The following is a 25,689-nucleotide window of genomic DNA, read 5'->3' as shown; positions in this document are numbered from 1 at the left end:
CCTCTCTTAGTGACTGTTCGCAGCGTTTTGCACCGCATCGTCCGCGGCGTTCAACTCACGCACGGCAATGTAGCGTTCGCTGCGACGGGTGCGATCCAGCACCTGTCCTACCAATTGGCCACAGGCGGCGTCGATGTCTTCGCCGCGGGTGGTGCGCACGGTGACGTTGAAGCCAGCGTGGTGAAGCTGATCCTGGAAGCGACGAATCGCATTGTTGCTCGGACGCTCGTAACCGGAATGCGGGAACGGGTTGAACGGGATCAGGTTGATCTTGCACGGGATGTTCTTGAGCAGCTCGATCATCTCGACCGCATGCTCGACCCTGTCGTTCACGTCCTTGAGCAGCGTGTACTCGATGGTCAGCACACGTTTTTCGCCCAGGGACGACATGTAGCGCTGGCACGACTCGAGCAGCATCTTAAGCGGATATTTCTTGTTGATCGGCACCAATTGGTTACGCAATGCGTCATTGGGTGCGTGCAACGACAACGCCAGGGAGACGTCGATGTGCTTGGCCAGCTCATCGATCATCGGCACCACGCCGGAGGTGGACAGGGTCACGCGGCGCTTGGAGATGCCGTAGCCCAGGTCGTCCATCATCAGGTGCATGGCGGCAACGACGTTGTCGAAGTTCAGCAGCGGCTCACCCATGCCCATCATCACCACGTTGGTGATGGCACGGTCGACGGTCGCCGGGACGCTGCCAAAGGATTTGTTGGCAATCCACACCTGGCCGATCACTTCGGCGGCGGTGAGGTTGCTATTGAAGCCTTGCTTGCCGGTGGAGCAGAAACTGCAATCCAGGGCACAGCCTGCCTGGGACGAAACGCACAAGGTACCGCGCTTGCCCTGGGGAATGTAGACGGTCTCGACGCAGCTGCCGGACGCCACGCGCACCACCCACTTGCGGGTGCCGTCGCTGGAAATGTCCTGGCTGACCACTTCGGGGCCGCGAATCTCGGCAACAGCCTTGAGCTTTTCACGCAGGGCCTTGCCGACATTCGTCATGGCGTCGAAGTCGTCGACGCCAAAGTGGTGAATCCATTTCATCACCTGGCCGGCACGGAAACGCTTCTCCCCGATCGAGTCGAAGAATTTCTCCATTTCCGGCTGGGTCAGGCCCAACAGGTTGGTTTTGCCGTTCGATGTAGTCATGGATTCACCTTCACTCAAAAGCCTGGGCTTAGCGAGTGGTTACTTCAGTAGCGGAGAAAAAGTAAGCGATTTCGCGAGCAGCAGCGGCTTCGGAGTCCGAACCGTGGACGGCGTTGGCGTCGATGGACTCGGCGAAGTCGGCACGGATGGTGCCGGCAGCAGCTTCTTTAGGGTTGGTGGCGCCCATCAGCTCACGGTTGCGAGCGATGGCGTTTTCGCCTTCCAGCACCTGAACGACAACCGGACCGGAAGTCATGAAGGCAACCAGTTCACCGAAGAAACCGCGCTCGCTGTGCTCGGCGTAGAAACCTTCGGCTTCGGCTTTGGACAGTTGCTTCATTTTCGAAGCTACAACGCGCAGGCCAGCGTCTTCGAAGCGGGTAACGATCTTGCCGATCACGTTTTTAGCAACGGCGTCAGGCTTGATGATGGAGAAAGTACGTTGAACAGCCATGGTGTAACTCCAGAAACGGTAATTTGCGAAAAATTAAACCCGCGAATTATACGCGGGTTCAGGGGTATTGCCTAACCTGCCAGGTCGATCAGTCGATTTCTTCGATCCAGAGCGTCTGGACCGCTTCCAAGACCTTCTCGCCACAACGGCCAGAGGTATTGTCGAAATCGGGTAGTTCCATGATCCAGCGCTGCAAATCGACAAAATTCACAGCCAGCGGATCCACGTCCGGCTTGGCTTCGGCCAGTTCTTCTGCGATGCGTTGAACATCATTCCAACCATAGCTCATGACAGTGTCACCATCAGTGCGGCGCTTCGGCCGCATGGTTAAGCGAATATTTCGGGATTTCGACCACCAGGTCCTCGGTGCCGACCTTGGCCTGACAGGTCAGGCGAGACGTCGGCTCCAGGCCCCAGGCCCGATCAAGATAGTCCTCTTCCAGCTCATCGGCTTCATTCAGCGAGTCGAAACCCTCGCGGATGATGCAATGGCACGTGGTGCAGGCACACACGCCGCCGCAGGCGCTCTCGATCTCGATGTGGTTGTCATGGGCCACTTCAAGCAGGGACTTGCCGGTTTCGGCCTCTACCACCATACCGTCCGGGCAATGCTCGGCGTGTGGCAGAAAAATGATCTGCGGCATCAGTTATTCCTCGATTTCATTCAGGTTGCGCCCCGCCAGGGCGGCTTTCACCGTCGAGTCCAGGCGGCGGGCAGCAAAGGCATCGGTGACTTGCGACAGACGCTTGGTCTGCTGCTCGATGGCATAACCATCGGTGCCTTTGATCAATTCGGACAATTCCTGCATCTGCAGCTCGATGACCACGCGTTCTTCTGCGTCGAGCAAACGCTCGCCGTCGGCTTCAAGGGCACCTTGCACGGCTTCGATCAGGCGCTGGGCGTCGACCTGTTGCTCGCGCAGCACACGCGCCACCTTGTCGTCGCTGGCGTGCTGGAAGGAATCCTTGAGCATCTTGGCGATTTCGCCGTCGGTCAGGCCGTAGGACGGCTTGACCTGGATGCTCGCTTCCACGCCCGAAGCCAGTTCGCGGGCGGAAACGTTGAGCAAACCGTCGGCATCGACCTGGAAGGTCACGCGGATCTTCGCCGCACCGGCCACCATCGGCGGGATGCCGCGCAATTCGAAGCGGGCCAGGGAACGGCAGTCGCTGATCAGTTCACGCTCGCCTTGCAGCACGTGGACCATCATGGCCGACTGGCCGTCTTTATAGGTGGTGAAGTCCTGGGCGCGGGCAACCGGGATGGTGGTGTTGCGTGGAATCACCTTCTCCATCAGGCCGCCCATGGTTTCCAGCCCCAGGGACAACGGAATCACGTCGAGCAACAACAGTTCGCCGCCGTCGCGCTTGTTGCCGGCCAGGGTATCGGCCTGGATCGCGGCGCCGATGGCGACCACCTGGTCCGGATCGATTTCAGTCAGCGGCTGGCGGCCAAAGGCCTCGGCAACGGCTTCGCGAACCCGCGGCACGCGGGTCGAACCGCCCACCATGACCACGGCTTTCACATCTTCAAGCTCGACACCGGAATCGCGCACGGCACGGCGGCAGGCCTTGAGGCTGCGGGCGACCATGGGCTCGATCAGGGCATCGAAGGCTTCGCGGGTCAGCGAGGCTTTCCAGTCGCCATAAGCGACTTCAACGGTGGCGGCGTCGGTCAAGGCTTCCTTGGCGGCGCAGGCGGCTTGCAGCAGCTGGCGTTGCGCCCCCGGGTCGAGGTCGGCGGACAAGCCGGCTTGCTCGATGATCCAGCCGGCGATGGCGTGGTCGAAGTCATCGCCGCCCAGGGCACTGTCGCCACCGGTGGCCAGGACTTCGAAAACACCGCCGGTCAGGCGCAGGATCGAAATATCGAATGTGCCGCCGCCCAGGTCGTAGATCGCGACCAGGCCTTCGGCATGCTGGTCCAGGCCATATGCCACGGCAGCGGCAGTCGGCTCGTTGAGCAGGCGCAGCACGTTCAGGCCGGCCAGCTTGGCGGCGTCCTTGGTGGCTTGGCGCTGGGCGTCGTCGAAATAGGCCGGGACGGTGATGACCGCGCCCACCAGTTCACCGCCCAGCGCCGCTTCGGCACGCTGGCGCAGGACCTTGAGGATGTCGGCGGAAACCTCGACCGGGCTTTTCGGGCCCTGCACGGTTTCGATGAACGGCATGTGGGATTCGCCGCCGACGAAGCGGTACGGCAGCTGGTCGCCCAATTGCTTGACGTCGGACAGACCACGACCCATCAAGCGCTTGACCGAGACAATGGTGTTCAGAGGGTCGGTGGCGGCGGCCAGCTTGGCGGACTCGCCCACTTCGACGCGGTCGGCGTGATAACGCACGGCGGACGGCAGGATCACCCGCCCCTGCTCATCGGCCAGCGGCTCGGAAAGACCGCTGCGCAAGGCAGCGACCAGGGAATTGGTGGTACCCAAGTCGATCCCGACAGCCAGGCGACGCTGGTGCGGTTGTGGACTTTGGCCGGGTTCGGCGATCTGCAGTAGGGCCATCGTAATCAGGACTTATCTGTAATCAGGCGTGCGACCGGAGCGGCACTGGGTTAATCGTCGAGGCGCTCTTCTAGCTGGCGCACTTCGTAGGTGAGCTTGTCGAGGAACTGCATGCGCCGCATCAGGCGTTCGGCCTGTTCGCGTTGCGCGGCATCGTTCCAGCAGGCTGCGAAGCTTTCGTTCAGTGTTTGCTGGGCGTCTTTCAAGCGCCGCTTGAATACCGCGACACCGGCCAGGTCGGCGCTGTCCTGCAGGTCCTCGAGCTCTTCGCGCCACTGCATCTGCTGCAAAAGAAACTCGGGATCGTGGACCGTGACCTCCAGCGGCAACTCATGACCGCTGATGGCGAGCAGGTAACGCGCGCGCTTGGCAGGGTTCTTGAGCGTCTGGTAAGCCTCGTTGAGGTTCGCCGACTGCTCGAGCGCCCGCCGCTGCTCCGCCTCGGAGGCATCGGCAAAGCGGTCGGGATGGACGCCACGGGCCAATTCAAGATAACGCGCGGACAACTGCTCGAGATCCAGCTGGAACGCAGGCTGCATCTGGAACAACGCAAAATGACAAGGAGTACCCACAAGCCGCCTCAGATGTTGAAGCTTTCGCCGCAGCCACATTCACCGCGCACGTTGGGGTTGTTGAACTTGAAGCCTTCGTTCAACCCTTCCTTGACGAAATCCAGTTCGGTGCCGTCCAGGTACGTCAGGCTTTTCGGGTCGATGATCACTTTCTGACCATGACTTTCGAATACCTGATCGTCTTCGCCCACTTCGTCGACGAATTCCAGCACATAGGCAAGGCCAGAGCAGCCCGTGGTGCGAACACCCAGGCGGATACCCTCGCCCTTGCCGCGCCCCGCGAGGGAACGCTGCACATGCTTAGCTGCCGCTTCTGTCATCTGGATAGCCATGGAAACTCCTTACCGTAACGCGGATCAGATCAAGCCTTTCTTCTGCTTGTAATCGCGGACGGCGGCCTTGATGGCGTCTTCGGCGAGTACCGAGCAGTGGATCTTCACTGGCGGCAGGGCCAGTTCTTCGGCCAGCTGGGTGTTCTTGATGGTTTCGGCTTCATCAAGGGTCTTGCCCTTCATCCACTCGGTGGCCAGGGAGCTGGACGCGATGGCCGAACCGCAGCCGTAGGTCTTGAACTTGGCATCTTCGATGATACCCTGCTCGTTGACCTTGATCTGCAGGCGCATGACGTCGCCGCACGCCGGGGCGCCGACCATGCCGGTGCCGACATCAGGATCCTGCGCGTCCATCTTGCCGACGTTGCGCGGGTTCTCGTAGTGGTCGATGACCTTTTCGCTATATGCCATTTGCTTCAATCCTCATCAGTGAGTCGCTCTGGTGGCGACTTCTTCAGTGCGCCGCCCACTCGATTTTCGAAATGTCGACGCCGTCTTTGTACATGTCCCACAGCGGCGACAGAGCGCGCAGCTTGGTAACGGCCTCGCAGACTTTCTGCGCGGCGTAATCGATTTCTTCTTCGGTGGTGAAGCGGCCGAAGGTAAAGCGAATGGAGCTGTGGGCCAGTTCGTCGTTGCGGCCCAGGGCGCGCAGTACGTACGAAGGCTCCAGGGACGCCGAGGTGCACGCCGAACCGGACGACACGGCCAGATCCTTGAGCGCCATGATCAGCGACTCGCCTTCAACATAGTTGAAGCTCAGGTTCAGGTTGTGCGGTACGCGGGCGGTCAGGCTGCCGTTGACGTAGAGTTCCTCGAGGTGCTCGACCTGCTTGAAGAAGCGGTCGCTCAGGGCCTTGATGCGTACGTTCTCGGCGGCCATGTCTTCCTTGGCGACGCGGAAGGCTTCGCCCATGCCGACGATCTGGTGGGTCGCCAGGGTACCGGAACGCATGCCGCGCTCGTGACCGCCGCCGTGCATGGTCGCTTCGAGGCGAACACGCGGCTTGCGGCTGACGTACAGGGCGCCGATGCCTTTAGGACCATAGGTCTTGTGGGCCGAGAACGACATCAGGTCGACTTTCAGCTTGGACAGGTCGATGTCGACCTTGCCGGTGGACTGGGCCGCGTCGACGTGGAACAGGACGCCCTTGGAGCGGGTCAGTTCGCCGATGGCCGCGATGTCGTTGACGGTGCCGATTTCGTTGTTCACGTGCATGATCGAGACCAGGATGGTGTCGTCGCGCAGGGCGGCTTCGACCATGGCCGGGGTGATGATGCCGTCTTCGCCGGGCTCGATGTAGGTGACTTCGAAACCTTCACGCTCCAGTTGGCGCATGGTGTCCAGGACAGCCTTGTGCTCGATCTTGGAGGTGATCAGGTGCTTGCCCTTGGTGTGGTAGAAATGCGCGACACCCTTGATTGCCAGGTTGTCGGATTCGGTGGCACCGGAGGTCCAGACGATTTCACGCGGGTCGGCGTTGACCAGGTCGGCGACCTGGCGACGGGCGTTTTCGACCGACTCTTCGGCCTTCCAGCCAAACACGTGGGAACGGGACGCCGGGTTACCGAAGTTTCCGTCGACCAGCAGGCATTCACTCATTTTTTGCGCAACACGCGGATCAACCGGGGTGGTCGCAGAGTAATCAAGGTAAATCGGCAATTTCATGGACTTTCTCCTAAATCAGGCTGGCTGGCGTTCCGCGTGCTCTGCGGCAGTCATTCGACGGCGGACGCTTCAATCTTGTCCAGGTGCGGCGCCTTGCTGTTGCAACGGCGCTGGTCCTGACGCTGGGCTACTTCTTGCACCTCACGGCGAGTTACAAGGTCAGCCAAGCTGATACCGCTCAGAAATTCGTGAATCTGCAGGCTGAGGTCACACCACAAGTGGTGGGTCAGGCAAGTATCGCCGCCATGGCAGTCGCCAAGGCCCTGGCACTTGGTCGCATCGACCGATTCGTTCACCGCATCGATCACCTGGGCGACCTGGATGCCTTGCATGTCCCGCGACAGCTGGTAGCCGCCGCCGGGGCCGCGAACGCTGGACACCAGGTTGCTGCGGCGCAGCTTGGCGAACAGCTGTTCAAGGTAAGACAGGGAAATGCCCTGGCGCTCGGAGATATCGGCCAGGGACACCGGCCCGTGCTGCGCATGCAATGCCAGATCCAGCATTGCGGTCACGGCGTATCGGCCTTTTGTAGTCAGTCGCATGGACAATTACCACGGAGTTCGGAATGGGGGCGAGTATGCAATTCCCGAGTATTTAAGTCAAGTATAAGACCTAGTGGGTTACTCGGGTTTACCCGCGAAAGAGCGCGCGCATGATAGCAAAGGCTGGTCGGCGGCGACCAGTGATACCGCGTTGTCGTTTATCGCGAGCAAGCTCGCTCCCACATTGGATCACGGGCTGATGCGATCCCTGTGGGAGCGAGCTTGCTCGCGATGAGGCCAGCAGGGTTTCAACTAGCCTGGCTCTCATCCTTGTCCTTCACACACGCGAAGTCTTCCTCGCGCAGTTCAGGCAGGTCCTTGGCACAGTAATTACTGCCCAGGTCCTTCAGGGCGCCGCACATCCCCTCCAGGCGCCCATCGACGGCCTGCAGGTGATCGAGCAACTGGTTGATGGCCCGGGCGACCGGGTCGGGCATGTCTTCGCCGACACCATAGGCATCGAAGCCGATCTTCTCGGCCATGGCCTTGCGGCGAGCATCCTGCTCCTCATCGGACTTGACGATGATCCGCCCCGGAATCCCCACCACAGTCGCACCCGGCGGCACGGCCTTGGTCACCACGGCATTGGAGCCGACTTTCGCCCCCGCCCCCACCGTAAACGGCCCGAGCACCTTGGCGCCGGCACCGACCACCACGCCGTCTTCCAGGGTTGGGTGACGCTTGCCTTTGTTCCAGCTGGTGCCGCCGAGGGTCACGCCCTGGTACAGGGTTACGTCGTCGCCGATCTCGGCGGTTTCACCAATGACGATGCCCATGCCATGGTCGATGAAGAACCGACGGCCGACCTTGGCGCCCGGGTGGATCTCGATCCCGGTCAGCCAGCGGCCGAAGTTCGAGACCAGCCGCGCCAGCCACTTCCAGCCCATGTTCCACAAGGCGCCGGACAGGCGATGGATCCAGATGGCGTGCATGCCCGGGTAGCAGGTCAGTACTTCAAAGGCATTGCGCGCCGCCGGGTCACGATGGAAAACACTTTGGATATCTTCACGCAAACGTTCGAACATTTTATTTCTTCCGCTTAATCAGCTCGCCACGGGCCGCCTTCTGGGTTTCCGTGAGGATGCCGCGCAATATATTCATCTCCGCCCGGCTGACCGAGCTTCGTCCGTACAACCGACGCAGGCGCGCCATCAAGTGCCGCGGTTTTTCCGGGTCGAGGAACTCGATGTCCACCAGGGTCTGCTCCAGGTGCTCATAGAATCGTTCCAACTCGTCCATGGTCGCCAGTGTCTCACTGCGCGGCGACGTGACCTCGGTTTTTTCGACTTTGCTGGGCTTGCCTTCGGCTGCCAGCCAAGCCATGCGCACTTCATAACTCAACACCTGCACCGCCGCCCCCAGGTTCAAGGAACTGAACTCGGGGTCGGAAGGGATATGCACGTGAAAGTGACATCGCTGCAGCTCGTCGTTGGTCAGGCCGGAGTCTTCACGGCCGAACACCAGGGCGATTTCAAAGCCTTGCGCGGCCTCCTCGACCACTTTGGTGCCGCATTCCCGGGGGTCGAGCAGCGGCCAGGGGATACGCCGGTCGCGGGCGCTGGTACCGAGCACCAGGTTGCAACCCACCAGGGCATCTTCGAGGGTGGCGACGACTTGCGCGTTGGCCAGGATGTCACCGGCACCGGAGGCCCGGGCGTCGGCTTCGTGATGGGGAAACAAGCGCGGCTCGACCAGCACCAGGCGCGACAGGCCCATGTTCTTCATGGCCCGCGCAGCTCCGCCGATGTTACCCGGATGGCTGGTATTGACCAGGACGACACGAATGTTCTGCAACAAGGGAGGCGCTCTCGAACACGATAAAGGGAGCAAATCTTACATAAGCACCTACCGTTAAGCTATGAAAGCGAACACCAACCTTCTCCTCGGAAAACTTTCTGATAGAATGCGCGGCTTTCTTTAACAACCTTAGGTGACACATCCATGCAGCCCATGCTGAATATCGCGCTGCGCGCCGCCCGCAGCGCCAGTGAACTGATCTTCCGCTCCATCGAGCGCCTGGATACCATCAAGGTCGATGAAAAAGACGCCAAGGACTACGTGTCCGAGGTCGATCGCGCCGCCGAACAGAAGATCGTCGACGCCCTGCGCAAGGCTTACCCGAACCACTCCATCCTCGGTGAAGAGACCGGCATGCACGCCGGTACTGGCATCGAAGGCGAAGAGTACCTGTGGATCATCGATCCGCTGGACGGCACCACCAACTTCTTGCGCGGCATTCCTCATTTCGCTGTCAGCATCGCCTGCAAATACCGTGGCCGCCTGGAACACGCTGTCGTGCTGGACCCGGTTCGCCAGGAAGAATTCACCGCCAGCCGTGGCCGTGGCGCCCAACTGAACGGTCGTCGCCTGCGCGTCAGCGGTCGCACCAGCCTGGACGGCGCCCTGCTGGGTACCGGCTTCCCGTTCCGCGATGACCAGATGGACAACCTGGACAACTACCTGGGCATGTTCCGCGCCCTGGTCGGCCAGACCGCCGGCATCCGTCGCGCCGGCGCTGCGAGCCTGGACCTGGCTTATGTGGCTGCTGGTCGTTTCGATGCGTTCTGGGAGTCGGGCCTGTCCGAGTGGGACATGGCAGCCGGCGCCCTGCTGATCCAGGAAGCGGGTGGTTTGGTGAGCGACTTCACCGGCGGTCACGATTTCCTTGAAAAAGGCCACATCGTTGCCGGCAACACCAAATGCTTCAAGGCTGTGCTGACGGCTATCCAGCCGCATCTGCCGGCTTCGCTGAAACGCTAAGCTTCGGTTAGAAAAAAAGCACCTTTCGGGGTGCTTTTTTTATGCCTGCTAGAATTTGCCCTCATGCAAGCAAGCACCTCGCCACAATGAATGTCACCCTGAACATGGATGCAGGCTGATCCACCGCTATCGCGAGCGAGCTCGCTCCCACAGAGTGGACTGCCCCCACACCAATCTGACTTTTGGGGTCAGTCCAGGGGAAATTGGGATTGGCACAGGTTTATATCCACTGGAGATCCACTGTGGGAGCGAGCTTGCTCGCGATGGCGGCGGTACATTCACCAACCATGCAAGCCGATCCACCGCTATCGCGAGCGAGCTCGCTCCCACAAGGGGTTGGTGGTGAGTCATGGAATCATGGGGCACAAAAAAAGCACCCCGAAGGGTGCTTCCTTTTGAATGCTCAGGTCATTGAGCCGGTGCGTTCTGGCCGAGGATGAGTTGGCCTTCCTTGCTCACCGGGATCTGGTTGCCCGGGTCGCGGTCCATACGGACTTTGCCTTCTTTGCCGTCGAGCATGTAGCGAACGTCGTAGCCTACAACCTTGTCGCTGATGTCATTGACCGTGTTGCAGCGAGTCTGGGTGGTGGTGTAGGTGTCGCGTTCCTGCATGCCTTCCTGAATCTTGTTACCGGCATAACCACCACCAGCCGCACCGGCCACGGTGGCGATTTTCTTGCCGGTGCCGCCGCCGACCTGGTTACCCAGCAGACCACCGGCCAGGGCGCCGATCACGGTGCCGGCGATCTGGTGTTGGTCCTGGACCGGCTTCTGCCGGGTCACGGTGACGTCCTTGCACACTTCGCGCGGGGTCTTGATTTGGGTCTTGACCGGTTCCACGGCCAGTACTTGCGCATACTCAGGGCCACTCTTTACCAAGCTGTAGGTCGCGACCGCACCACCGGCAGTCACACCGACAGCACCCAATACCGCACCAACCAGCATCGATTTGTTCACTTGAACCTCCAGGCCATCACAAGCGGATTAATCCGCGCTTCTCCCAGCCTTGGAGCACAAAAAAAGGCGCGAGTTCAACTCGCGCCTTTTCAGCGGTGACGGGCGGGGCGACGAGCCTTATGGGCGGTCGTCCACTTCCGTTTCGGTGGCCGCTGGAGGAATCAGGTCCTCGGTGCTCAGGTTCAGCCAGATCAGCACCACGTTGGCGATGTAGATCGACGAGTAGGTACCCGCCAGCACGCCGATGAACAGCGCGATGGAGAAACCGAACAGGTTGTCGCCACCAAAGAACAACAGCGCTGCAATCGCCAGCAAGGTGGAGATCGACGTCGCCATGGTCCGCAGCAGCGTCTGGGTGGTCGAGATGTTGATGTTCTCGATCAGGGACGCTTTGCGCAGCACGCGGAAGTTCTCACGCACCCGATCGAACACCACGATGGTGTCGTTGAGGGAGTAACCAATGATCGCCAACACCGCCGCCAGCACCGTCAGGTCGAAGGTGATCTGGAAGAACGACAGAATGCCCACGGTCACGATCACGTCGTGGATCAGCGAGACAATCGCGCCCACCGCGAACTTCCACTGAAAGCGGAAGGCCAGGTAGATCAGGATGCCGCCCAGCGCCATCAGCATGCCGAGGCCGCCCTGGTCGCGCAGTTCTTCACCCACTTGCGGGCCGACGAACTCGACGCGCTTGACCTGGGCCGGGTTGTCGCCGCCCGCCTTCTGCAAGGCCTCGGCCACCTGGTGGCCCAGCTGCGGGTCTTCACCTGGCATGCGCACCAGCAGGTCCGTGGTGGCACCGAAGCTCTGCACGATGGCATCGCTGTAGCCCGACGTCGCCAGTTGCTGACGCACCTTGGTGACGTCGGCCGGACGCTCGTAGGTCAGCTCGATGAGCGTACCGCCGGTGAAGTCCAGGCCGTAGTTCAGGCCCTTGTGGAACCAGCTGAACAACGCCAGTACGGTAAGGAACAATGTGACGCCGAACGCAACGTTGCGAACGCCCATGAAGTTGATTGTACGTAACATGGCAGCCCCTTAAATCCACAACTTCTTGAAGTCACGACCGCCAAAGATCAGGTTGACCATTGCGCGGGTCACCATGATGGCTGTGAACATCGAGGTAAAGATCCCGAGGGACATGGTCACTGCGAAGCCCTTGACCGGGCCGGTGCCCATGGCGAAGAGAATCCCGCCCACCAGCAACGTGGTCAGGTTGGCGTCGAGGATCGCGGTGAATGCCCGGCCGAAGCCTTCGTTGATCGCCCGCTGGATCGTCATGCCCGCGGCGATCTCTTCACGTATCCGCGAGAAGATCAGCACGTTGGCGTCCACCGCCATACCCATGGTCAACACGATACCGGCGATACCCGGCAGGGTCAGCGTAGCACCTAGCAGCGACATCAGGGCCAGCAGCATCACCATGTTCACCGCCAGCGCGACGGTGGCGATGATGCCGAAGAAGCGGTAGATGGCGATGATGAACAGCGACACGAACAACATGCCCCACAGCGATGCATCGATACCCTTGGTGATGTTGTCGGCACCCAGGCTCGGGCCGATGGTGCGTTCTTCAGCGAAGTACATCGGCGCGGCCAGGCCACCGGCACGCAGCAGCAGGGCCAGTTCCGAGGATTCACCCTGGCCGTTGAGGCCGGTGATGCGGAACTGGCTGCCCAGTGGCGACTGGATGGTCGCCAGGCTGATGATCTTCTTCTCTTCCTTGAAGGTCTGCACCGCGACGTCTTTCTCGACACCGTCGACCACTTGCCTGGTGTAGGTGGTGGTCGGCTTCTGCTCGATGAAGATCACCGCCATGCTGCGACCGACGTTGCTGCGCGTGGCGCGGCTCATCAGTTCGCCGCCGTGGCCGTCGAGGCGAATGTTCACCTGTGGGCGACCTTGCTCGTCGAAGCCCGCCTGGGCGTCGGTCACCTGGTCACCGGTGATGATCAGGCCACGCTCGATCTGCGCCGCCGGACGATTGCCCTCACGGAACTCGAAGCTCTCGGAAGTGGCCTTGGAAGCACCCGGCTCAGCGGCCAGGCGGAATTCCAGGTTGGCGGTCTTGCCGAGGATACGCTTGGCTTCGGCGGTGTCCTGCACACCTGGCAGCTCAACCACGATGCGGTTGGCGCCCTGACGCTGCACGATCGGCTCGGCCACACCCAGTTCGTTGACGCGGTTACGCACCGTGGTCAAGTTCTGCTTGATGGAGTATTCGCGGATTTCCGCCAGCTTGGCCGGGGTCATCGCCAGACGCAGCACCGCCTGACCATTGAGGTCGGCCGGCACAATGTCGAAATCGTTGAAGTTCTTGCGAATCAGCGCACGGGCCTGCTCGCGGGTATCGGTGTCGCTGAAGCCCAGCTGAATGGCACCGTCGAGCTGCGGCAGGCTGCGATAGCGCAGGCGCTCTTTACGCAGCAAGCTCTTGACGTCGCCTTCGTAGACTTTCATCCGCGCGTCGAGGGCTTTTTCCATGTCCACTTCCAGCAGGAAGTGCACACCGCCGGACAAGTCCAGGCCCAGCTTCATCGGGTGCGCGCCGAGCTTGCGCAGCCATTGCGGGGTGGTCTGGGCCAGGTTCAGGGCTACGACGTAATCGTCGCCCATGGCCTTGCGCACCACGTCCTTGGCTGGCAACTGGTCTTCAGCCTTGACCAGGCGCAACAGGCCGCCCTTGCCGTGTTCGGCCACGGACGATGCCTTGACGTCGATCCCGGCCGCCTTGAGCGCTGCGCTCGCACGGTCCAGATCGGCCTGGGTGACCTGCAGCGCAGTGCTTGCGCCACTGACCTGAATGGCCGGGTCATCCGGGTATAGATTGGGAGCGGAATAAATCAGACCGACCGCCAGCACCGCCAGGATCAGTACATATTTCCACAGAGGGTATTTGTTCAGCATCACGCCGCCCGCTTATGACGCGGGGCGCCTTGCGCGCCCCGTCGATTGAATAGAAGTTGTTACTTAGATCGCTTTCAGTGTGCCTTTTGGCAACGTGGCCGCGATAGCGCCCTTCTGGAACTTCATTTCAACAGTGTCGGACACTTCCAGTACCACGAAGTCATCGGCCACTTTAGTGATCTTGCCAGCGATACCGCCGGTGGTGACCACTTCATCGCCCTTCTGCAAGCTGCTCAGCAGGTTCTTCTGCTCTTTGGCGCGCTTGGCCTGTGGACGCCAGATCATCAGGTAGAAGATGACCAGGAAGCCGACCAGGAAAATCCACTCGAAACCGCCGCCCATAGGGCCGGCAGCAGCAGGTGCAGCCGCGTCAGCCATGGCATTAGAGATAAAAAAGCTCATTTAGCACTCCAGTTGCAAGTATTGAATCTAGGGATCGGAAAACTCAGTCCAAAGGCGGTACAGGCAACCCGCGCTTGGCATAGAAGGCCTCGACAAAGGCGGCCAATGTACCCTGTTGGATAGCCTCGCGCAAACCAGCCATAAGCACCTGATAATGGCGCAAATTGTGGATGGTATTGAGCATACTGCCGAGCATTTCGCCGCACTTGTCCAAATGATGCAGATAAGCGCGGGAGAAGTTCTGGCAGGTGTAGCAATCGCACGTCGGATCCAGCGGCGAATCATCATGGCGATGGAACGCGTTACGGATCTTCAGCACACCGGTGTCGATGAACAGATGCCCATTGCGGGCATTACGGGTTGGCATCACGCAATCGAACATGTCCACCCCGCGGCGCACACCCTCAACCAGATCTTCCGGTTTGCCAACGCCCATAAGGTAACGAGGTTTGTCAGCGGGCATTTCGCCTGGCAGGTAATCCAGCACCTTGATCATCTCGTGCTTGGGCTCACCCACCGACAGGCCGCCAATCGCCAGGCCGTCGAAGCCGATCTTGTCCAGGCCTTCGAGGGAGCGCATGCGCAGGTCGCGGTGCATGCCACCCTGGACGATGCCGAACAACGCCGCGGTGTTTTCGCCATGGGCATTCTTCGAACGCTGGGCCCAGCGCAACGACAGCTCCATGGACACCCGCGCCACGTCTTCATCGGCCGGGTACGGCGTGCATTCGTCGAAGATCATCACGATGTCCGAGCCCAGGTCGCGCTGCACCTGCATCGACTCTTCCGGGCCCATGAACACCTTGGAACCGTCCACCGGAGAGGCGAAGGTCACGCCCTCCTCCTTGATCTTGCGCATCGCGCCCAGGCTGAACACCTGGAAACCACCGGAATCGGTCAGGATCGGGCCTTTCCACTGCATGAAATCGTGCAGGTCGCCGTGGGCCTTGATCACCTCCATGCCCGGGCGCAGCCACAGGTGGAAGGTATTGCCGAGGATGATTTCCGCGCCAATGGCCTCGATGTCACGCGGCAGCATGCCCTTGACCGTGCCATAGGTGCCCACCGGCATGAACGCCGGGGTTTCCACGGTACCGCGGGGGAAGGTCAGACGACCGCGACGAGCCTTGCCATCGGTGGCGAGCAACTCGAAGGACATGCGACAGGTGCGACTCATACTGTTTCCTCGGGTCCGCGTGGCGCGGGGTTACGGGTGATGAACATCGCATCACCGTAGCTGAAAAAGCGGTATCCATGCTCGACGGCGGCCTTGTAGGCGGCCATGGCTTCGGGATAACCGGCGAACGCCGAAACCAGCATCAACAGCGTGGATTCAGGCAAATGAAAGTTGGTGACCAGGGCATCGACCACATGAAACGGCCGGCCCGGGTAGATGAAGATATCGGTGTCGCCACTGAACGGCTTGAGTACGCCATCGCGCGCGGCGCTTTCCAGGGACCGCACGCTGGTGGTCCCCACCGCCACCACCCGCCCACCGCGAGCGCGACAGGCCGCCACGGCATCGACCACGTCCTGGCTCACTTCCAGCCATTCGTTGTGCATGTGGTGGTCTTCGATACGCTCGACCCGCACCGGCTGGAACGTGCCCGCGCCCACGTGCAGCGTCACGAACGCGGTCTCCACGCCCTTGGCGGCAATCGCCTCCAGCAACGGCTGATCGAAATGCAGCCCCGCCGTCGGCGCCGCCACCGCCCCCAGGCGCTCGGCGTACACGGTCTGATAACGCTCGCGGTCCGAACCTTCGTCCGGGCGGTCTATATAAGGAGGCAACGGCATGTGCCCGACACGGTCGAGCAGCGGCAACACCTCTTCGGCGAATTCCAGCTCGAACAACGCATCATGCCGCGCCACCATCACCGCCTCGCCGCCACCGTCAATCAAGATCGACGAACCCGGCTTGGGCGACTTGCTGGAGCGCACATGGGCCAGCACACGATGACTGTCCAGCACCCGCTCCACCAGAATCTCCAGCTTGCCGCCGGAGGCCTTCTGGCCAAACAACCGCGCCGGAATCACCCGGGTATTGTTGAACACCATCAAATCGCCCGGGCGCAAATGCTCAAGCAAATCAGTGAATTGACGGTGAGCCATGGCACCGCTGACCCCATCCAGGGTCAACAGTCGACTGGCGCGACGCTCGGCCAGCGGGTGGCGAGCGATCAGCGAATCCGGGAGTTCGAAGGTAAAGTCAGCAACACGCATGATGGGGTTCGTCTAGCAGGGCCGGAAAGTCTAGCGGAAATATCAAAAATTCACCATGAAACGTGATTGACCAACGGTAGGCACCTCTCTATACTTCGCCGCCATTGAGCCCTGATGGCGGAATTGGTAGACGCGGCGGATTCAAAATCCGTTTTCGAAAGGAGTGGGAGTTCGAGTCTCCCTCGGGGCACCATCTTAAAGAAAGACCTTGAAATTCAAGGTCTTTTTTTTCGTCTGCAGGAAAGTCACCCGATCCATTTGTGGCGAGGGGATTTATCCCCGCTGGGCCGCGAAGCGGCCCCAACCACCAAACCTCTGGCAAGGAAGAATCTGTGGCTAGTAGGAACCCGTGGCGAGGGAGCTTGCTCCCGCTTGAGCGCAAAGCGCTCACAAAAATGTCACAGCCCCCACCGATGCTCCACCTTGCGAAGCCCAATTGATCCACCGCCCCTCCTCACCCGCTGACAAAGGATTCACCCCATGGAATTGCTGCTGGAAACGGTCGCTCTTTACTCGCTGAAGCTGGCTTATGAGACGGAGGGGCATAGTCCGATTTTGCGGGATGACCACCTGATGGCGGACTATGAGCGGGAAGTGTTTGGGTTGTTGGTGCGCAGAGAAGACATCCAAACTATCCAGGCGAAAGTGCAGCACTGCTTGGACTTGGCGCTGGAGGCACTTGGGGGCAGCAACACCGCTTTGGGACGGGAACTGGGCCGGTTGGCGACTGACTTCAGCGCTACCCAGACGATAGCGGAGCTTCGGGATCCGCTTCTAACCCTTAGGGATTACCTGAAAGATATCCAGTAAACCTGCAAGACCTGGCGCAACGAATCTTGGAGAAATACGCTTTGCTGAAATGGATCTCTGCATTTTTTCTTAGGAGTAGCGAAAACGACACACTGGGCGAGTTAGTAATGGAGAACCGGCGCTGGCGCATGTTCGCCAAGGTCGGCTTCACCATATTGGTGTTCATGCCCATCCTCACCTACTGCTCTTGGATAGCCCCACGGTTTGAGGACTCGGGGCTTACCAATCCCGCAGTGCTTGAGGTGATCAATAGCGAAGAGTATCAACGGGCAACCCGGGAGGTCTTTGCTCTGCTCGACCTGTATAACCGCGGGGAGATCGACCTGGATTCGCTGCATGGTTTACAGGGCGTACATCGAATTGGCGGGGTGATGGTCACTTTCAACCTGAAGCTGGTGCCACGAGACGAGCCCAGGCAGGGAGGAGGCAGCAAATACAAGCTTGATGGCCAGTACAAAGTGACCGTCTCCATAGGCTATCTTGTTTTGTTTTTGACCATTGAGTTGGTTCTGATCGGGCTAGCAGCCTGCGCAATTTTCCAAGGGCCACCAAAAGCGCAGCGCAGGTTTGAGGAACAGATACTCCAAGAGCATTTCTCCTTTGATATGCCCGTGCTCCCCGCCCCCCAAGAGCGAGCCGACCAGATCATCGAGCGCATGCTGCTGCGTTTTCACCGTTTTGCGAAAGACCTGGAACACCGCCCACGCGGCCGAAAGGGAGTTCAGCTCGACGATGAATACGACGTCCAGTTCCTGGTCAACGCGTTGCTAAGATTGCAGTTCGATAATGTAAAGCCTGAAGAGCCGTCCCCGAGCATGGCAGCAGGCGGCACCCGCGCAGACTTCTTTCTGCCTGAACATGGGCTCTTTATTGAACTCAAGATGACCCGCGATGGCATGACGGTAAGATCGCTGGCAGACGAGCTTATCCTGGATATCGCACGCTATCGGGCCCATCCCGAATGCCATGCAATCATTTTCTTCGTTTACGACCCTCGTGGCCTTGTTAAGAACACCATGGCATTGCGAACGGAGTTATCGGAGATTGCGGGTGAGCTCCCTGTGAGCCTGATCGTTTCACCTAGCCATTGAGGAAAGGGCGGCTCGTGAAGATTGTCCTAACTGCTCAAATACACAGGTATGACGTCACCGCCTGCTCAATCATGTCCAGCAGCTTAGGATCCATGAAGCGATAGTCATCGGGAATATCCAGAACATGCAGCTGCTTGTGCTCAAGCAGCCGAGCGTACTCTGCCCGTAGACGATGCTCGTGCTTACGCTCCATCACAAAAATGACATAGACCCAACGGATATCCGCTGGGCCGATAGGCTTGCGTGCGTTCGGGCTAGTGCCCGCCGAACGAGTGCTGAAGCCAGGACATCGACGCCAGATCGCCTCCCCGGTAGGGCTGCGCCATTGGTTACGACTGCAAACGAACAAGAGATTAGTCACTCTTGATCCAACAGTTGGCGGGTGATGCCGATGGGATAGCTCATACCGAGCTGACGCGCCCGGTGCAGCTTGTCGGCATGGGTGTAGATCAGCTTCCAGTTCTTTTCTGGTTTGGAGTTTTGCGGGTTAATCACTTCGCGCCCGTTGTGCTTGCGGGATTGCGCGCGTCTCCAGCAGCGGGTTCTTTCCATGGTTGTTTCCTCGTGAGTACCGGGTTCAGCAGCCGCGGTAATACGAGGTGGTGGGATGGTAAGCGTGAATTGGGTTGTGGCTAGTGCGGGTGGGGTTGGACAGCGGTGGTTAGACGGTCCGTAACGGCTGTCGTTTCGGGATAAGGCAAGAGGAAGGTGTCGATCCATTGCTAGTAAAAGAAAATAAATCTGCCCCCTCTTCGGAAACTCCGACGGTCTGGGCCCCGGCGGTGAACTCATCCGCCGCGGGCGCTTGCCACTCTTCAAAGATTTTATTTTCCCCTAAGCCTCAGTGGATCTTTTCTCCCGCCAGCGCTATCGTCGCCATAATCACATGACTCCGATGGACGCTATCAGGTAGATCCATCGCTCCTTTTGAATTTAGGCTTCAGGTGTAGGAAATTGATCAACCCGCCATTTTTAGCCCTGAGACGAAGAGCTCAGGAATTGCATACCTCCGCGAATCGTGAAATGCCTCATAACCCTGACTCGGGAGCGTTACTACTTTTTTATGCGGCAGAATGCTCTTTAAAAGCGGCGTACATGCAAAAAAATAATCTTCGGGACACGAACGAAGAACGTGGCCCCTATCGATCCGCCAAAAGCTTCATTCACAACTTAATTTTGCTAATTAAAGAACTAAATATACCCGCGACCTCCATACCAGCCACTCCATTGGTCGTATTGAGCCGCACGGGCCAGAGAAATGAAATCAGCAACCTACATCAAGCATGGAGATACGGTGAAAAGATAGAGGAAACCGTAACCATTTGTCAGTGGCTGACTAAACTAATCGAATGGTGCAGGAGGAACACATGACTCCTATTGATCAAACCCCCATGACTTGGATGGATGTTGCTCGAGCCTTCGCAACAATTCCTCCTGAAAACTCATCTATCCCAGCAACACTCATCCGCGCTCGAGTAGGCTGGTTTGGAATCATTCTTGAGGCGACGGAAAAGAACGACCCAATTGAAATTCTAGACTGGTTAGAAAACTTATTCCCAACCCGTCTGAGAAGCAATCCTCTATCGCTTGAACTTGAAGGCCCCACGCACGGCAACGTGCTTCCAATAGAAATAGTGATAGAGGAAGAGAAATCTCGCTTCCGTCAATCATTTGGCATTATAGATGGAGTGGTTGAGTTCTCCTCCCCACCTCCTACAACCTCAAATACAAGACCAGTTCCGGTCGTCGCCACCCTTAGTGTCAAAGGCGGAACGGGACGAACTACAACTGCAATAGCCTTCTCATTGCGTTGGGCGGAACTATCAAAATCTCCAGTGCTACTGGTAGACGCAGATCTTGAGGCTCCGGGCGTTAGCTATTTATTCGAAAGTTACGCTGGAACCCCAAAAATATCCCTCGAAGATATAATAACCCTCGCACACTCGGAAGAGACCGAAGGAGCGCCTAGAACAATATCCTTTGCGGCTGACAGACTAAAAGACCACACAATTAGCGGAAGCCTGATAGTTCTCCCGCTAAGAAGAAACATAGACGAACTGGCAAGTTCCTCTATTCGACCTGAGCACCTATCCACACCTGAACATCCTTTCGCGCTCGCTGACATTCTTTCAAATATTGCAGCCGAACTCGGTTGTTGTGGAGTTGTTGTTGACGTTCGTGCTGGACTGGTACCTCTAGGTGTAACAATGGCAATGGACCCCAATGTCTCCCCTATCATAGTAACAACCTTGGCAGATCAGTCTATTAGAGCGACATCCGGCTTAGTTAAATTTCTATCCAGAGAGCTAAGCCGTCATGGCGGCCACCTTAGAAAACCATTAGTAGTAATCAATCGGGTTCCCGCAATTTTCAAGCAGGCCGGCCTGGACAAAAAGCTCATTGAACCGTTGACCGCCGAACTATTATCAAATCTCGTCTCCGACAAATCGGATAGTATTTCCGCACACTCCGATTTATTTGATGATCCAATAGAACTAGAACCCTACATACAAGTAGAGATCCCCGAACTACCCGACATTCAAATTTCATCCAGAGAATGGGACATCTACACCTCACAAATCATCGGAAGCGGATTCTCTAAAATAATTGGTTCCGGCATAGACCATTGGATATCAACCGAACTTAAAGCAACACCAAGAACAAACAGTCAAAGTAGCGCGTCGTTAATCGAGGCAAATCCGGAGACATCTCGGCGATTGCTCTCGACTTTTTCAAACCAATTAATTGCAGCCGAGAACGCTCAAGGCGATGTACCTAAACCACTCGTAACTCAGTCACTAGCCGCCCTAGCACAACGATTCCAATCTGAAGTTCCGATAGCCGTAAGTGAAGGAGCTAAGGGCACGGGTAAAACACTGGCCGCACGCTACTTTATTTCTCAACGCTATTGGAATAAAGCAGTGGAGGAATTAGTTAACAAAACCGGTGCTGTTAGCTCCCTTCTCGTACCTATCTGCGCGTCGATTCAGTCGAGTGCTAAATTTCAAGAGGAGGTCGATAGCGCTCGCGAAAATGCAGCTAGGGAACTTGGCTTTGGTACTCCGATGAACTCGTACCAAACCACATCCTGGCTTAAAAATGAATTCAACAAAGACCATAGCGAACAAGACTGGGTTGGAATTTGGTTAGATATTATTGCATGGAGCTCCGGCTACAAAGTAAATACGTTAGATATAGGAAATGATTTTTTAGAGCATTTACGCGCAACAGGAAAAACATTTATCGCTGTTTTTGAGGGATTGGAAGAGCTCTACGCTTCCGCAAGCGATATAGGCGTAGATAAGGCAATGAGAGCAATTTTGGTCTCTCTCCCACAACGACTGAGATCTGAAGCAAGACGTCCCTTGGGCGCACTAATTTTCGCTCGAAGAGACACCGTAGAGGGAGCAGTAAAGCAAAATCTCGACCAGTTCCGACGAGAATACTCACCTTTCGCCTTAACATGGACAGAGGACGATGTACTTGAACTCGCAGCTTGGCTAGCGACACAATCTGGCGCACTTCCCGAACTTTGGTCGAATGACTTTAATCAGATCAGCTCACCTGAAAAAGCTAATCGACTAGAAAAACTCTGGGGAAGTAAACTCGGCCCCGACGATATTCCAGGCAAACGGACAAGAGAAGCATATACCGCCACTTGGATAATTGCAGTTTTGTCTGACTTAAGGGGCAGATTGGTCCCAAGAGATCTCGTCAGATTCCTTGCCAATGCCGCTAGCCAATCACCAGAAGATGATGAAATTTCGACATATGCTGGACGCCTTCTATCACCCCGGGTCCTAAAAAATGCTGTTGAACCTACAAGTAACGCTAAAGTTAAGGAAGCAGAAGAAGAAATATCGGAACTAAAGCCAATTTTCGGAAAGTTCCGCACCAAGGCTGATGAAATTGCCGCACCGCTTACCACCGAGTCTCTGGCAGAAATAGGCATTGGAGATGCCGAAATCCTAATTCTAACTCGCCACGGCATCGTATACGGAGATACGGCGCCATATGAAGTCCCAGAACTTTATAGACGAGGCTTAGGTCTTCGCCATACTGGCGCTCGTCGCAGTGTAGTGAACCTCTACAGAAAGGCGCGCAAAACTTAAGCAGAGTAAGGGAGACAAATTTATTTTCACTCAAAGAAATAGATTCGTCTCCTCTAACTCCTTCGGAAATCTCATCAACCGCCCCTTCCTGTTAGTAGATTAAAAAAAAGCAAGGGGACGCATAGGTATGGTATGCCCAGTAGGAAGCTCCCGATCCTTGGGAGCCCAGAACAATTACATCTTAAACTCAACTACCTCGTTCAGACCGCTAACCAGCAATACTAGCGAAATGACCGGCATGTACTGAGAAGGAACATCCTTCAAAAGAAGGGAAATCTCTTTCGAAATATTCGCTTTCGCAGCACCAGCTTTATCGTAAAACCCATCGAGATCGATAGTCCCTGTGAATGTCGTCTCAACATCCGCATGCTTTTTCCAAGCATTTTGGATATTGAGGATTTTGTCTCGAACATGATCCGCCCAATTTTTTGAACGATCATTTTCGTAGGAGGAATCCTTTTCCTTACGCGAAACCGTATAGCTAAGCATGAACAGCTTAGAACTCATAGATAAATCCTCAGATTATTTAATTAATTTCCCAGCGTGCTACATTACGTTGTTCCTGCGCCCCATGCCCAATCGCCGCCAACTACAATGAAGATCTCAGAGGTCAAAAGCCGCGCTCGGAAAGCAGCTTGTACTGAATTGCGGACATCGTTTCTTACAGTAGCCGCGCTGGTACCATTAAAGAATCCCATCGTCGATGTCGTAGGAATGACCACATGCTGCCCCTCATCTGCCTTGACCACCTTTGCAAGGCCGATACGCTGCAGGTCCATATATGCGTTCTCATAATCCTTCGCCGACGCGCTCTTCAAATCAAATGTGCAATAAACCAAATAGCTCATAGGACAAAACTCCTGGAAACTCACATTCAGTAAAAATGGGGGCCAGCCTATGAAGCAGCCGGCTCACCCAAGAGCCAGAAACTTGAGTTCTCGCCTCAACCTACTGGGTATGGCATACCGAGGAGCACGTCCGACAACCGTTCGACTGCGGATACGTGTTGCGAGCCAGGCGTACAGCAGTCACACAGGTGCTGTGCTGGCCAAGATCAAGGCGGTTTTGGGGGGACGGCAAGAAAACGCACGTACTGGTATGCACCTCATGGTCACCGTTGTGTTGTGCATTGCGGTTAACGAAATACTGAGCCATTTTCACGCCCCCCGCTCTTTGTTCGATTGGGCGAGTACCGAGGCCGCTAGGGTCTTGGTGGTGGCGCTGTACTTGTTGCTGTCCAAGACTTGGCTGGCCTTGGTCTCCATATCGGCCCCGGTTTGCTTACCAGTCGAGGCTTGAGCCATAGCTGACCCTGCCAGTTCCTTTTGAATGGTCGAGGAACTGTCATTACGGAGGATTTTGGAGGCCAGACTGGCCACTGAAGTCGACGTTTGTTTAGTATTTTTCGGCACGATTAGGTGCTCCTGTATCTACATGAGATTGAGTAGGCAGGAGCAACCCTTGAGCGAAAACCGAACTGGATGGTTGACACCCAAAGTCGGATTTTTCTCTAATGCGCTCCCCTCCAATGTACGCATTGGTTCAGGGAAGGCGGGTATGCGTACTCGGCGACCAAACTTCGTACGCATATCCGCTGTCTTTTCTGAATTCGCTGCTAGCCCGCAAAAACACAACATATTGTGTCGCTGACGAGATGAGATACAAGATAATGGGGGCACTTTGACATTGCAAGATGGCAAAGCTGTGGATAACTTGTGCGTAAAGTATTGATTGGATCCATTTTTACCCTGTATGGATGGCCAGGCCTTCTAAATCGCGGGCTGGCACCCTACAGACCAGAAACAATTCGAAACACTTCCCCTTATAATGACCATATTTACCTTTGAAAGAGTCGCTCTCGGCATTTGAAATCGACGATTTTATGGCGCCATTTCTTTGCGTTTGCAGCTTTGACGTTGCTCGTTTTGGACCACTTTTCTGCGACTCACGCAGCAGCAAGAAAGCTTGCTTTTGCTTGCTCAACCAAGGGATATCCGACAACTGTTCCTTTGTCATATTCAAAGCTGATCTATGCCTGCGGTAATACGAGATGGGACATAGTAAGCATGCCACGGGGTGGCGGCCAAGCTGCTGTAACAGCTGCCGCACATAGCGGTCTCAACAATCCCATCTTGCCCTCCCAACGGAGTCACTACTCGTTTATGCACCGGAGCCCCAAACGCAGCTTAAACGTGGTCAGCCCCTACCCTTTTCTTGTAATAAATTCTTTTTTGCTCAGGACTCCGGCGACTTTTCTGGCGTGGAACCCATAGCGTTGGGTAACGTAGCTCTACCTCCCTCACCTCAAGGAAGACTCGTGTTCTGGAAAAGAGATAACAAAGTTCTAGTAGAGATTCTGAATCCAATCAGCATCAATTCTCCGTCTATCAGCCCTCAACAGATCGATACTAAGGCCACATCAATCGTGAAAGAGATTGATAAGGATCTGGCGTTCAAGCTCCTTACCTACTTCGCGATAATCCTGCAGGCGGGTTTGCTTGCGTATGGCTATCTCGAACTGAGCGCCTACTACGAGCAGTTTGGTATCAGCACGACTGAGCTGGAGCTCGGCACCCCCACCATATTGACATATGGATACAGCTATGCCTTTTCCAGCATCATGGGATTGGTTTACCTGATCCCTTTCATTGGTGTGCTCATACCAGGATTGCTGTTTATATCCGTGGCGTTGACGTTCGTTTATTTACTGATGAATCGGGTCAGCAAGAAAGGAGAAATCCTTGAAAAAGGGACATGGGGAGGGATGCTTCTGCTCCTAGTATTTATAGCCCCGGTCCTCGGAGTCCATCACGGGGTAGAGAGAGCACGAGAAAATATCAAAGCGGACTCTGGTATCGACACTAGCAACGGCATCAGTAGGGTTCACAGCATAATCACAGACAAGGGTGAAAAAATCACCGGTCAACTCGTGGTTGCTGACACAAAGAGCTCATTCCTCCTCGTTAAAGACACTCTCTACAAAATTGATAACAAGTCCAACCGAGTGATGAGGCAAACTATGCTAAAGGCTAAAGATAAAAAAGAGCCCACGGATGCGCGTTGATTCGGAGGTACTGCACCCGGCAAAGCGATCACACATCAGAATAAAAAACCTCTGAAGGCGTTGAGGATACTGGATCACTACAGGCTCCCTCGCTAAAAAGGTCTTGCTAGGCAAGACCCTTTTTTC

Annotated in this window: 28 protein-coding genes and 1 tRNA gene; 6 read left to right on the top strand and 23 right to left on the bottom strand. The window is 56.9% G+C overall.

The features are described 5' to 3' along the window. Positions 1–6: 6 nt before the first annotated feature. The 12 genes from rlmN to trmJ form a co-directional block, all read right to left on the bottom strand. A complete protein-coding gene (gene rlmN, locus BLQ55_RS24335) occupies positions 7–1,155 on the bottom strand; it encodes a dual-specificity RNA methyltransferase RlmN (RefSeq protein WP_092257661.1) in 1,149 nt (382 codons plus the stop codon). Positions 1,156–1,183: 28 nt separating this feature from the next. Continuing rightward, entirely contained in the window at positions 1,184–1,609 is a 426-nt protein-coding gene (gene ndk / locus BLQ55_RS24330) for a nucleoside-diphosphate kinase (protein WP_042727994.1), read from the bottom strand. Between the two features lie 88 nt (positions 1,610–1,697). Next, a complete protein-coding gene (iscX, locus tag BLQ55_RS24325) occupies positions 1,698–1,898 on the bottom strand; it encodes a Fe-S cluster assembly protein IscX (protein ID WP_060739091.1) in 201 nt (66 codons plus the stop codon). A gap of 13 nt (positions 1,899–1,911) precedes the next feature. Then, positions 1,912–2,253 carry an ISC system 2Fe-2S type ferredoxin gene (gene fdx, locus BLQ55_RS24320; RefSeq protein WP_042727996.1) on the bottom strand — a complete coding sequence of 114 codons (342 nt, stop codon included), beginning with the start codon at positions 2,251–2,253 and terminating at the stop codon, positions 1,912–1,914. 3 nt (positions 2,254–2,256) lie between these two features. Next, positions 2,257–4,119: a Fe-S protein assembly chaperone HscA gene (gene hscA / locus BLQ55_RS24315; protein ID WP_092257658.1), complete on the bottom strand. Its 1,863-nt coding sequence runs from the start codon at positions 4,117–4,119 to the stop codon at positions 2,257–2,259. Positions 4,120–4,169: 50 nt separating this feature from the next. Continuing rightward, positions 4,170–4,691 carry a co-chaperone HscB gene (gene hscB / locus BLQ55_RS24310; RefSeq protein WP_092202366.1) on the bottom strand — a complete coding sequence of 174 codons (522 nt, stop codon included), beginning with the start codon at positions 4,689–4,691 and terminating at the stop codon, positions 4,170–4,172. Between the two features lie 8 nt (positions 4,692–4,699). After that, complete coding sequence (gene iscA / locus BLQ55_RS24305) at positions 4,700–5,023, bottom strand: iron-sulfur cluster assembly protein IscA (protein WP_030139597.1); 324 nt, start codon at positions 5,021–5,023, stop codon at positions 4,700–4,702. Positions 5,024–5,047: 24 nt separating this feature from the next. Next, positions 5,048–5,434: a Fe-S cluster assembly scaffold IscU gene (gene iscU, locus BLQ55_RS24300; RefSeq protein ID WP_003185157.1), complete on the bottom strand. Its 387-nt coding sequence runs from the start codon at positions 5,432–5,434 to the stop codon at positions 5,048–5,050. Positions 5,435–5,477: 43 nt separating this feature from the next. Beyond that, the gene (locus BLQ55_RS24295) at positions 5,478–6,692 is read right to left on the bottom strand and encodes an IscS subfamily cysteine desulfurase (RefSeq protein WP_072408082.1); all 1,215 of its coding nucleotides are present in this window, start codon (positions 6,690–6,692) and stop codon (positions 5,478–5,480) included. Positions 6,693–6,742: 50 nt separating this feature from the next. Then, entirely contained in the window at positions 6,743–7,234 is a 492-nt protein-coding gene (gene iscR, locus BLQ55_RS24290; RefSeq protein ID WP_003185160.1) for a Fe-S cluster assembly transcriptional regulator IscR, read from the bottom strand. Positions 7,235–7,482: 248 nt separating this feature from the next. After that, on the bottom strand, positions 7,483–8,259 hold the full coding sequence (gene cysE, locus BLQ55_RS24285; RefSeq protein WP_092165673.1) for a serine O-acetyltransferase: 777 nt from the start codon (positions 8,257–8,259) through the stop codon (positions 7,483–7,485). A 1-nt stretch (position 8,260) separates the two neighbouring features. Beyond that, on the bottom strand, positions 8,261–9,031 hold the full coding sequence (trmJ, locus tag BLQ55_RS24280) for a tRNA (cytosine(32)/uridine(32)-2'-O)-methyltransferase TrmJ (RefSeq protein ID WP_038856918.1): 771 nt from the start codon (positions 9,029–9,031) through the stop codon (positions 8,261–8,263). Between the two features lie 144 nt (positions 9,032–9,175). On the opposite strand from trmJ, the gene suhB reads away from it, so the two are divergent. Continuing rightward, positions 9,176–9,994: a type III secretion system regulator SuhB gene (suhB, locus tag BLQ55_RS24275; protein ID WP_003185165.1), complete on the top strand. Its 819-nt coding sequence runs from the start codon at positions 9,176–9,178 to the stop codon at positions 9,992–9,994. Between the two features lie 408 nt (positions 9,995–10,402). Here the strand turns inward: suhB and BLQ55_RS24270 are convergent, their stop codons facing one another. The 6 genes from BLQ55_RS24270 to queA all read right to left on the bottom strand — a co-directional run bounded on the left by BLQ55_RS24270 (position 10,403) and on the right by queA (position 16,486). Then, a complete protein-coding gene (locus tag BLQ55_RS24270) occupies positions 10,403–10,951 on the bottom strand; it encodes a glycine zipper 2TM domain-containing protein (RefSeq protein ID WP_092205408.1) in 549 nt (182 codons plus the stop codon). Positions 10,952–11,068: 117 nt separating this feature from the next. Continuing rightward, a complete protein-coding gene (gene secF / locus BLQ55_RS24265) occupies positions 11,069–11,983 on the bottom strand; it encodes a protein translocase subunit SecF (protein ID WP_092205409.1) in 915 nt (304 codons plus the stop codon). 9 nt (positions 11,984–11,992) lie between these two features. Continuing rightward, on the bottom strand, positions 11,993–13,861 hold the full coding sequence (gene secD / locus BLQ55_RS24260; RefSeq protein ID WP_092205410.1) for a protein translocase subunit SecD: 1,869 nt from the start codon (positions 13,859–13,861) through the stop codon (positions 11,993–11,995). 63 nt (positions 13,862–13,924) lie between these two features. Beyond that, the gene (gene yajC / locus BLQ55_RS24255) at positions 13,925–14,263 is read right to left on the bottom strand and encodes a preprotein translocase subunit YajC (RefSeq protein WP_007916913.1); all 339 of its coding nucleotides are present in this window, start codon (positions 14,261–14,263) and stop codon (positions 13,925–13,927) included. Between the two features lie 43 nt (positions 14,264–14,306). Further along, positions 14,307–15,422: a tRNA guanosine(34) transglycosylase Tgt gene (gene tgt / locus BLQ55_RS24250; RefSeq protein ID WP_161951757.1), complete on the bottom strand. Its 1,116-nt coding sequence runs from the start codon at positions 15,420–15,422 to the stop codon at positions 14,307–14,309. Between the two features lie 14 nt (positions 15,423–15,436). Then, entirely contained in the window at positions 15,437–16,486 is a 1,050-nt protein-coding gene (queA, locus tag BLQ55_RS24245; RefSeq protein WP_028237240.1) for a tRNA preQ1(34) S-adenosylmethionine ribosyltransferase-isomerase QueA, read from the bottom strand. 108 nt (positions 16,487–16,594) lie between these two features. Between queA and BLQ55_RS24240 the strand changes: the two genes are divergently transcribed. The 3 genes from BLQ55_RS24240 to BLQ55_RS24230 all read left to right on the top strand — a co-directional run bounded on the left by BLQ55_RS24240 (position 16,595) and on the right by BLQ55_RS24230 (position 18,387). Beyond that, positions 16,595–16,679, top strand: a tRNA-Leu gene (locus BLQ55_RS24240). A gap of 287 nt (positions 16,680–16,966) precedes the next feature. After that, positions 16,967–17,296: a hypothetical protein gene (locus tag BLQ55_RS24235; protein WP_092180211.1), complete on the top strand. Its 330-nt coding sequence runs from the start codon at positions 16,967–16,969 to the stop codon at positions 17,294–17,296. Between the two features lie 26 nt (positions 17,297–17,322). Continuing rightward, positions 17,323–18,387, top strand: a complete 1,065-nt coding sequence (locus BLQ55_RS24230; protein ID WP_092257655.1) for a PD-(D/E)XK nuclease domain-containing protein — start codon at positions 17,323–17,325, stop codon at positions 18,385–18,387. A gap of 34 nt (positions 18,388–18,421) precedes the next feature. Here BLQ55_RS24230 and BLQ55_RS24225 read toward each other — a convergent pair whose 3' ends face one another. Continuing rightward, positions 18,422–18,748, bottom strand: a complete 327-nt coding sequence (locus BLQ55_RS24225) for a low molecular weight protein tyrosine phosphatase family protein (RefSeq protein WP_092257652.1) — start codon at positions 18,746–18,748, stop codon at positions 18,422–18,424. Next, on the bottom strand, positions 18,745–18,939 hold the full coding sequence (locus BLQ55_RS24220) for a hypothetical protein (protein ID WP_092257649.1): 195 nt from the start codon (positions 18,937–18,939) through the stop codon (positions 18,745–18,747). The genes BLQ55_RS24225 and BLQ55_RS24220 overlap by 4 nt, the downstream gene beginning before the upstream one ends. 815 nt (positions 18,940–19,754) lie before the next feature. Between BLQ55_RS24220 and BLQ55_RS31820 the strand changes: the two genes are divergently transcribed. Continuing rightward, entirely contained in the window at positions 19,755–22,499 is a 2,745-nt protein-coding gene (locus tag BLQ55_RS31820) for a KGGVGR-motif variant AAA ATPase (RefSeq protein ID WP_143011782.1), read from the top strand. A gap of 174 nt (positions 22,500–22,673) precedes the next feature. On the opposite strand, the gene BLQ55_RS24215 is transcribed toward BLQ55_RS31820, so the two are convergent. From BLQ55_RS24215 to BLQ55_RS24200, 3 genes are all read right to left on the bottom strand, one after another. Next, positions 22,674–23,006 carry a hypothetical protein gene (locus tag BLQ55_RS24215; RefSeq protein ID WP_092257646.1) on the bottom strand — a complete coding sequence of 111 codons (333 nt, stop codon included), beginning with the start codon at positions 23,004–23,006 and terminating at the stop codon, positions 22,674–22,676. A gap of 44 nt (positions 23,007–23,050) precedes the next feature. Next, positions 23,051–23,347, bottom strand: coding sequence for a hypothetical protein (locus tag BLQ55_RS24210; RefSeq protein WP_072430807.1), 297 nt, complete (start codon positions 23,345–23,347; stop codon positions 23,051–23,053). A 309-nt stretch (positions 23,348–23,656) separates the two neighbouring features. Then, complete coding sequence (locus BLQ55_RS24200) at positions 23,657–23,911, bottom strand: hypothetical protein (protein ID WP_072430805.1); 255 nt, start codon at positions 23,909–23,911, stop codon at positions 23,657–23,659. A 905-nt stretch (positions 23,912–24,816) separates the two neighbouring features. Here BLQ55_RS24200 and BLQ55_RS32270 point away from each other — a divergent pair. Beyond that, positions 24,817–25,563 carry a hypothetical protein gene (locus tag BLQ55_RS32270; protein WP_176814249.1) on the top strand — a complete coding sequence of 249 codons (747 nt, stop codon included), beginning with the start codon at positions 24,817–24,819 and terminating at the stop codon, positions 25,561–25,563. The last annotated feature ends 126 nt before the right edge of the window (positions 25,564–25,689 follow it).

Source organism: Pseudomonas sp. NFACC13-1 (genome assembly GCF_900104425.1).
Lineage (GTDB): Bacteria > Pseudomonadota > Gammaproteobacteria > Pseudomonadales > Pseudomonadaceae > Aquipseudomonas > Aquipseudomonas fluorescens_AA.
Note: the sequence above shows the minus strand (reverse complement) of the source record. Positions and strands in the feature narration are given on the sequence as shown.

Bases quoted from the DNA above. Each gene is read 5' to 3' on its own strand.
- iscR (WP_003185160.1), bottom strand. From the start codon at position 7,234: ATGCGACTGACTACAAAAGGCCGATACGCCGTGACCGCAATGCTGGAT.
- queA (WP_028237240.1), bottom strand. From the start codon at position 16,486: ATGCGTGTTGCTGACTTTACCTTCGAACTCCCGGATTCGCTGATCGCT.
- suhB (WP_003185165.1), top strand. From the start codon at position 9,176: ATGCAGCCCATGCTGAATATCGCGCTGCGCGCCGCCCGCAGCGCCAGT.
- secD (WP_092205410.1), bottom strand. From the start codon at position 13,861: ATGCTGAACAAATACCCTCTGTGGAAATATGTACTGATCCTGGCGGTG.
- secF (WP_092205409.1), bottom strand. From the start codon at position 11,983: ATGTTACGTACAATCAACTTCATGGGCGTTCGCAACGTTGCGTTCGGC.
- rlmN (WP_092257661.1), bottom strand. From the start codon at position 1,155: ATGACTACATCGAACGGCAAAACCAACCTGTTGGGCCTGACCCAGCCG.
- BLQ55_RS24215 (WP_092257646.1), bottom strand. From the start codon at position 23,006: ATGAGTTCTAAGCTGTTCATGCTTAGCTATACGGTTTCGCGTAAGGAA.
- BLQ55_RS24235 (WP_092180211.1), top strand. From the start codon at position 16,967: ATGGAATTGCTGCTGGAAACGGTCGCTCTTTACTCGCTGAAGCTGGCT.
- cysE (WP_092165673.1), bottom strand. From the start codon at position 8,259: ATGTTCGAACGTTTGCGTGAAGATATCCAAAGTGTTTTCCATCGTGAC.
- iscU (WP_003185157.1), bottom strand. From the start codon at position 5,434: ATGGCATATAGCGAAAAGGTCATCGACCACTACGAGAACCCGCGCAAC.
- BLQ55_RS24295 (WP_072408082.1), bottom strand. From the start codon at position 6,692: ATGAAATTGCCGATTTACCTTGATTACTCTGCGACCACCCCGGTTGAT.
- fdx (WP_042727996.1), bottom strand. From the start codon at position 2,253: ATGCCGCAGATCATTTTTCTGCCACACGCCGAGCATTGCCCGGACGGT.
- iscX (WP_060739091.1), bottom strand. From the start codon at position 1,898: ATGAGCTATGGTTGGAATGATGTTCAACGCATCGCAGAAGAACTGGCC.
- yajC (WP_007916913.1), bottom strand. From the start codon at position 14,263: ATGAGCTTTTTTATCTCTAATGCCATGGCTGACGCGGCTGCACCTGCT.
- tgt (WP_161951757.1), bottom strand. From the start codon at position 15,422: ATGTCCTTCGAGTTGCTCGCCACCGATGGCAAGGCTCGTCGCGGTCGT.
- BLQ55_RS31820 (WP_143011782.1), top strand. From the start codon at position 19,755: ATGACTCCTATTGATCAAACCCCCATGACTTGGATGGATGTTGCTCGA.
- ndk (WP_042727994.1), bottom strand. From the start codon at position 1,609: ATGGCTGTTCAACGTACTTTCTCCATCATCAAGCCTGACGCCGTTGCT.
- hscA (WP_092257658.1), bottom strand. From the start codon at position 4,119: ATGGCCCTACTGCAGATCGCCGAACCCGGCCAAAGTCCACAACCGCAC.
- BLQ55_RS24210 (WP_072430807.1), bottom strand. From the start codon at position 23,347: ATGAGCTATTTGGTTTATTGCACATTTGATTTGAAGAGCGCGTCGGCG.
- iscA (WP_030139597.1), bottom strand. From the start codon at position 5,023: ATGGCTATCCAGATGACAGAAGCGGCAGCTAAGCATGTGCAGCGTTCC.
- BLQ55_RS24220 (WP_092257649.1), bottom strand. From the start codon at position 18,939: ATGGAAAGAACCCGCTGCTGGAGACGCGCGCAATCCCGCAAGCACAAC.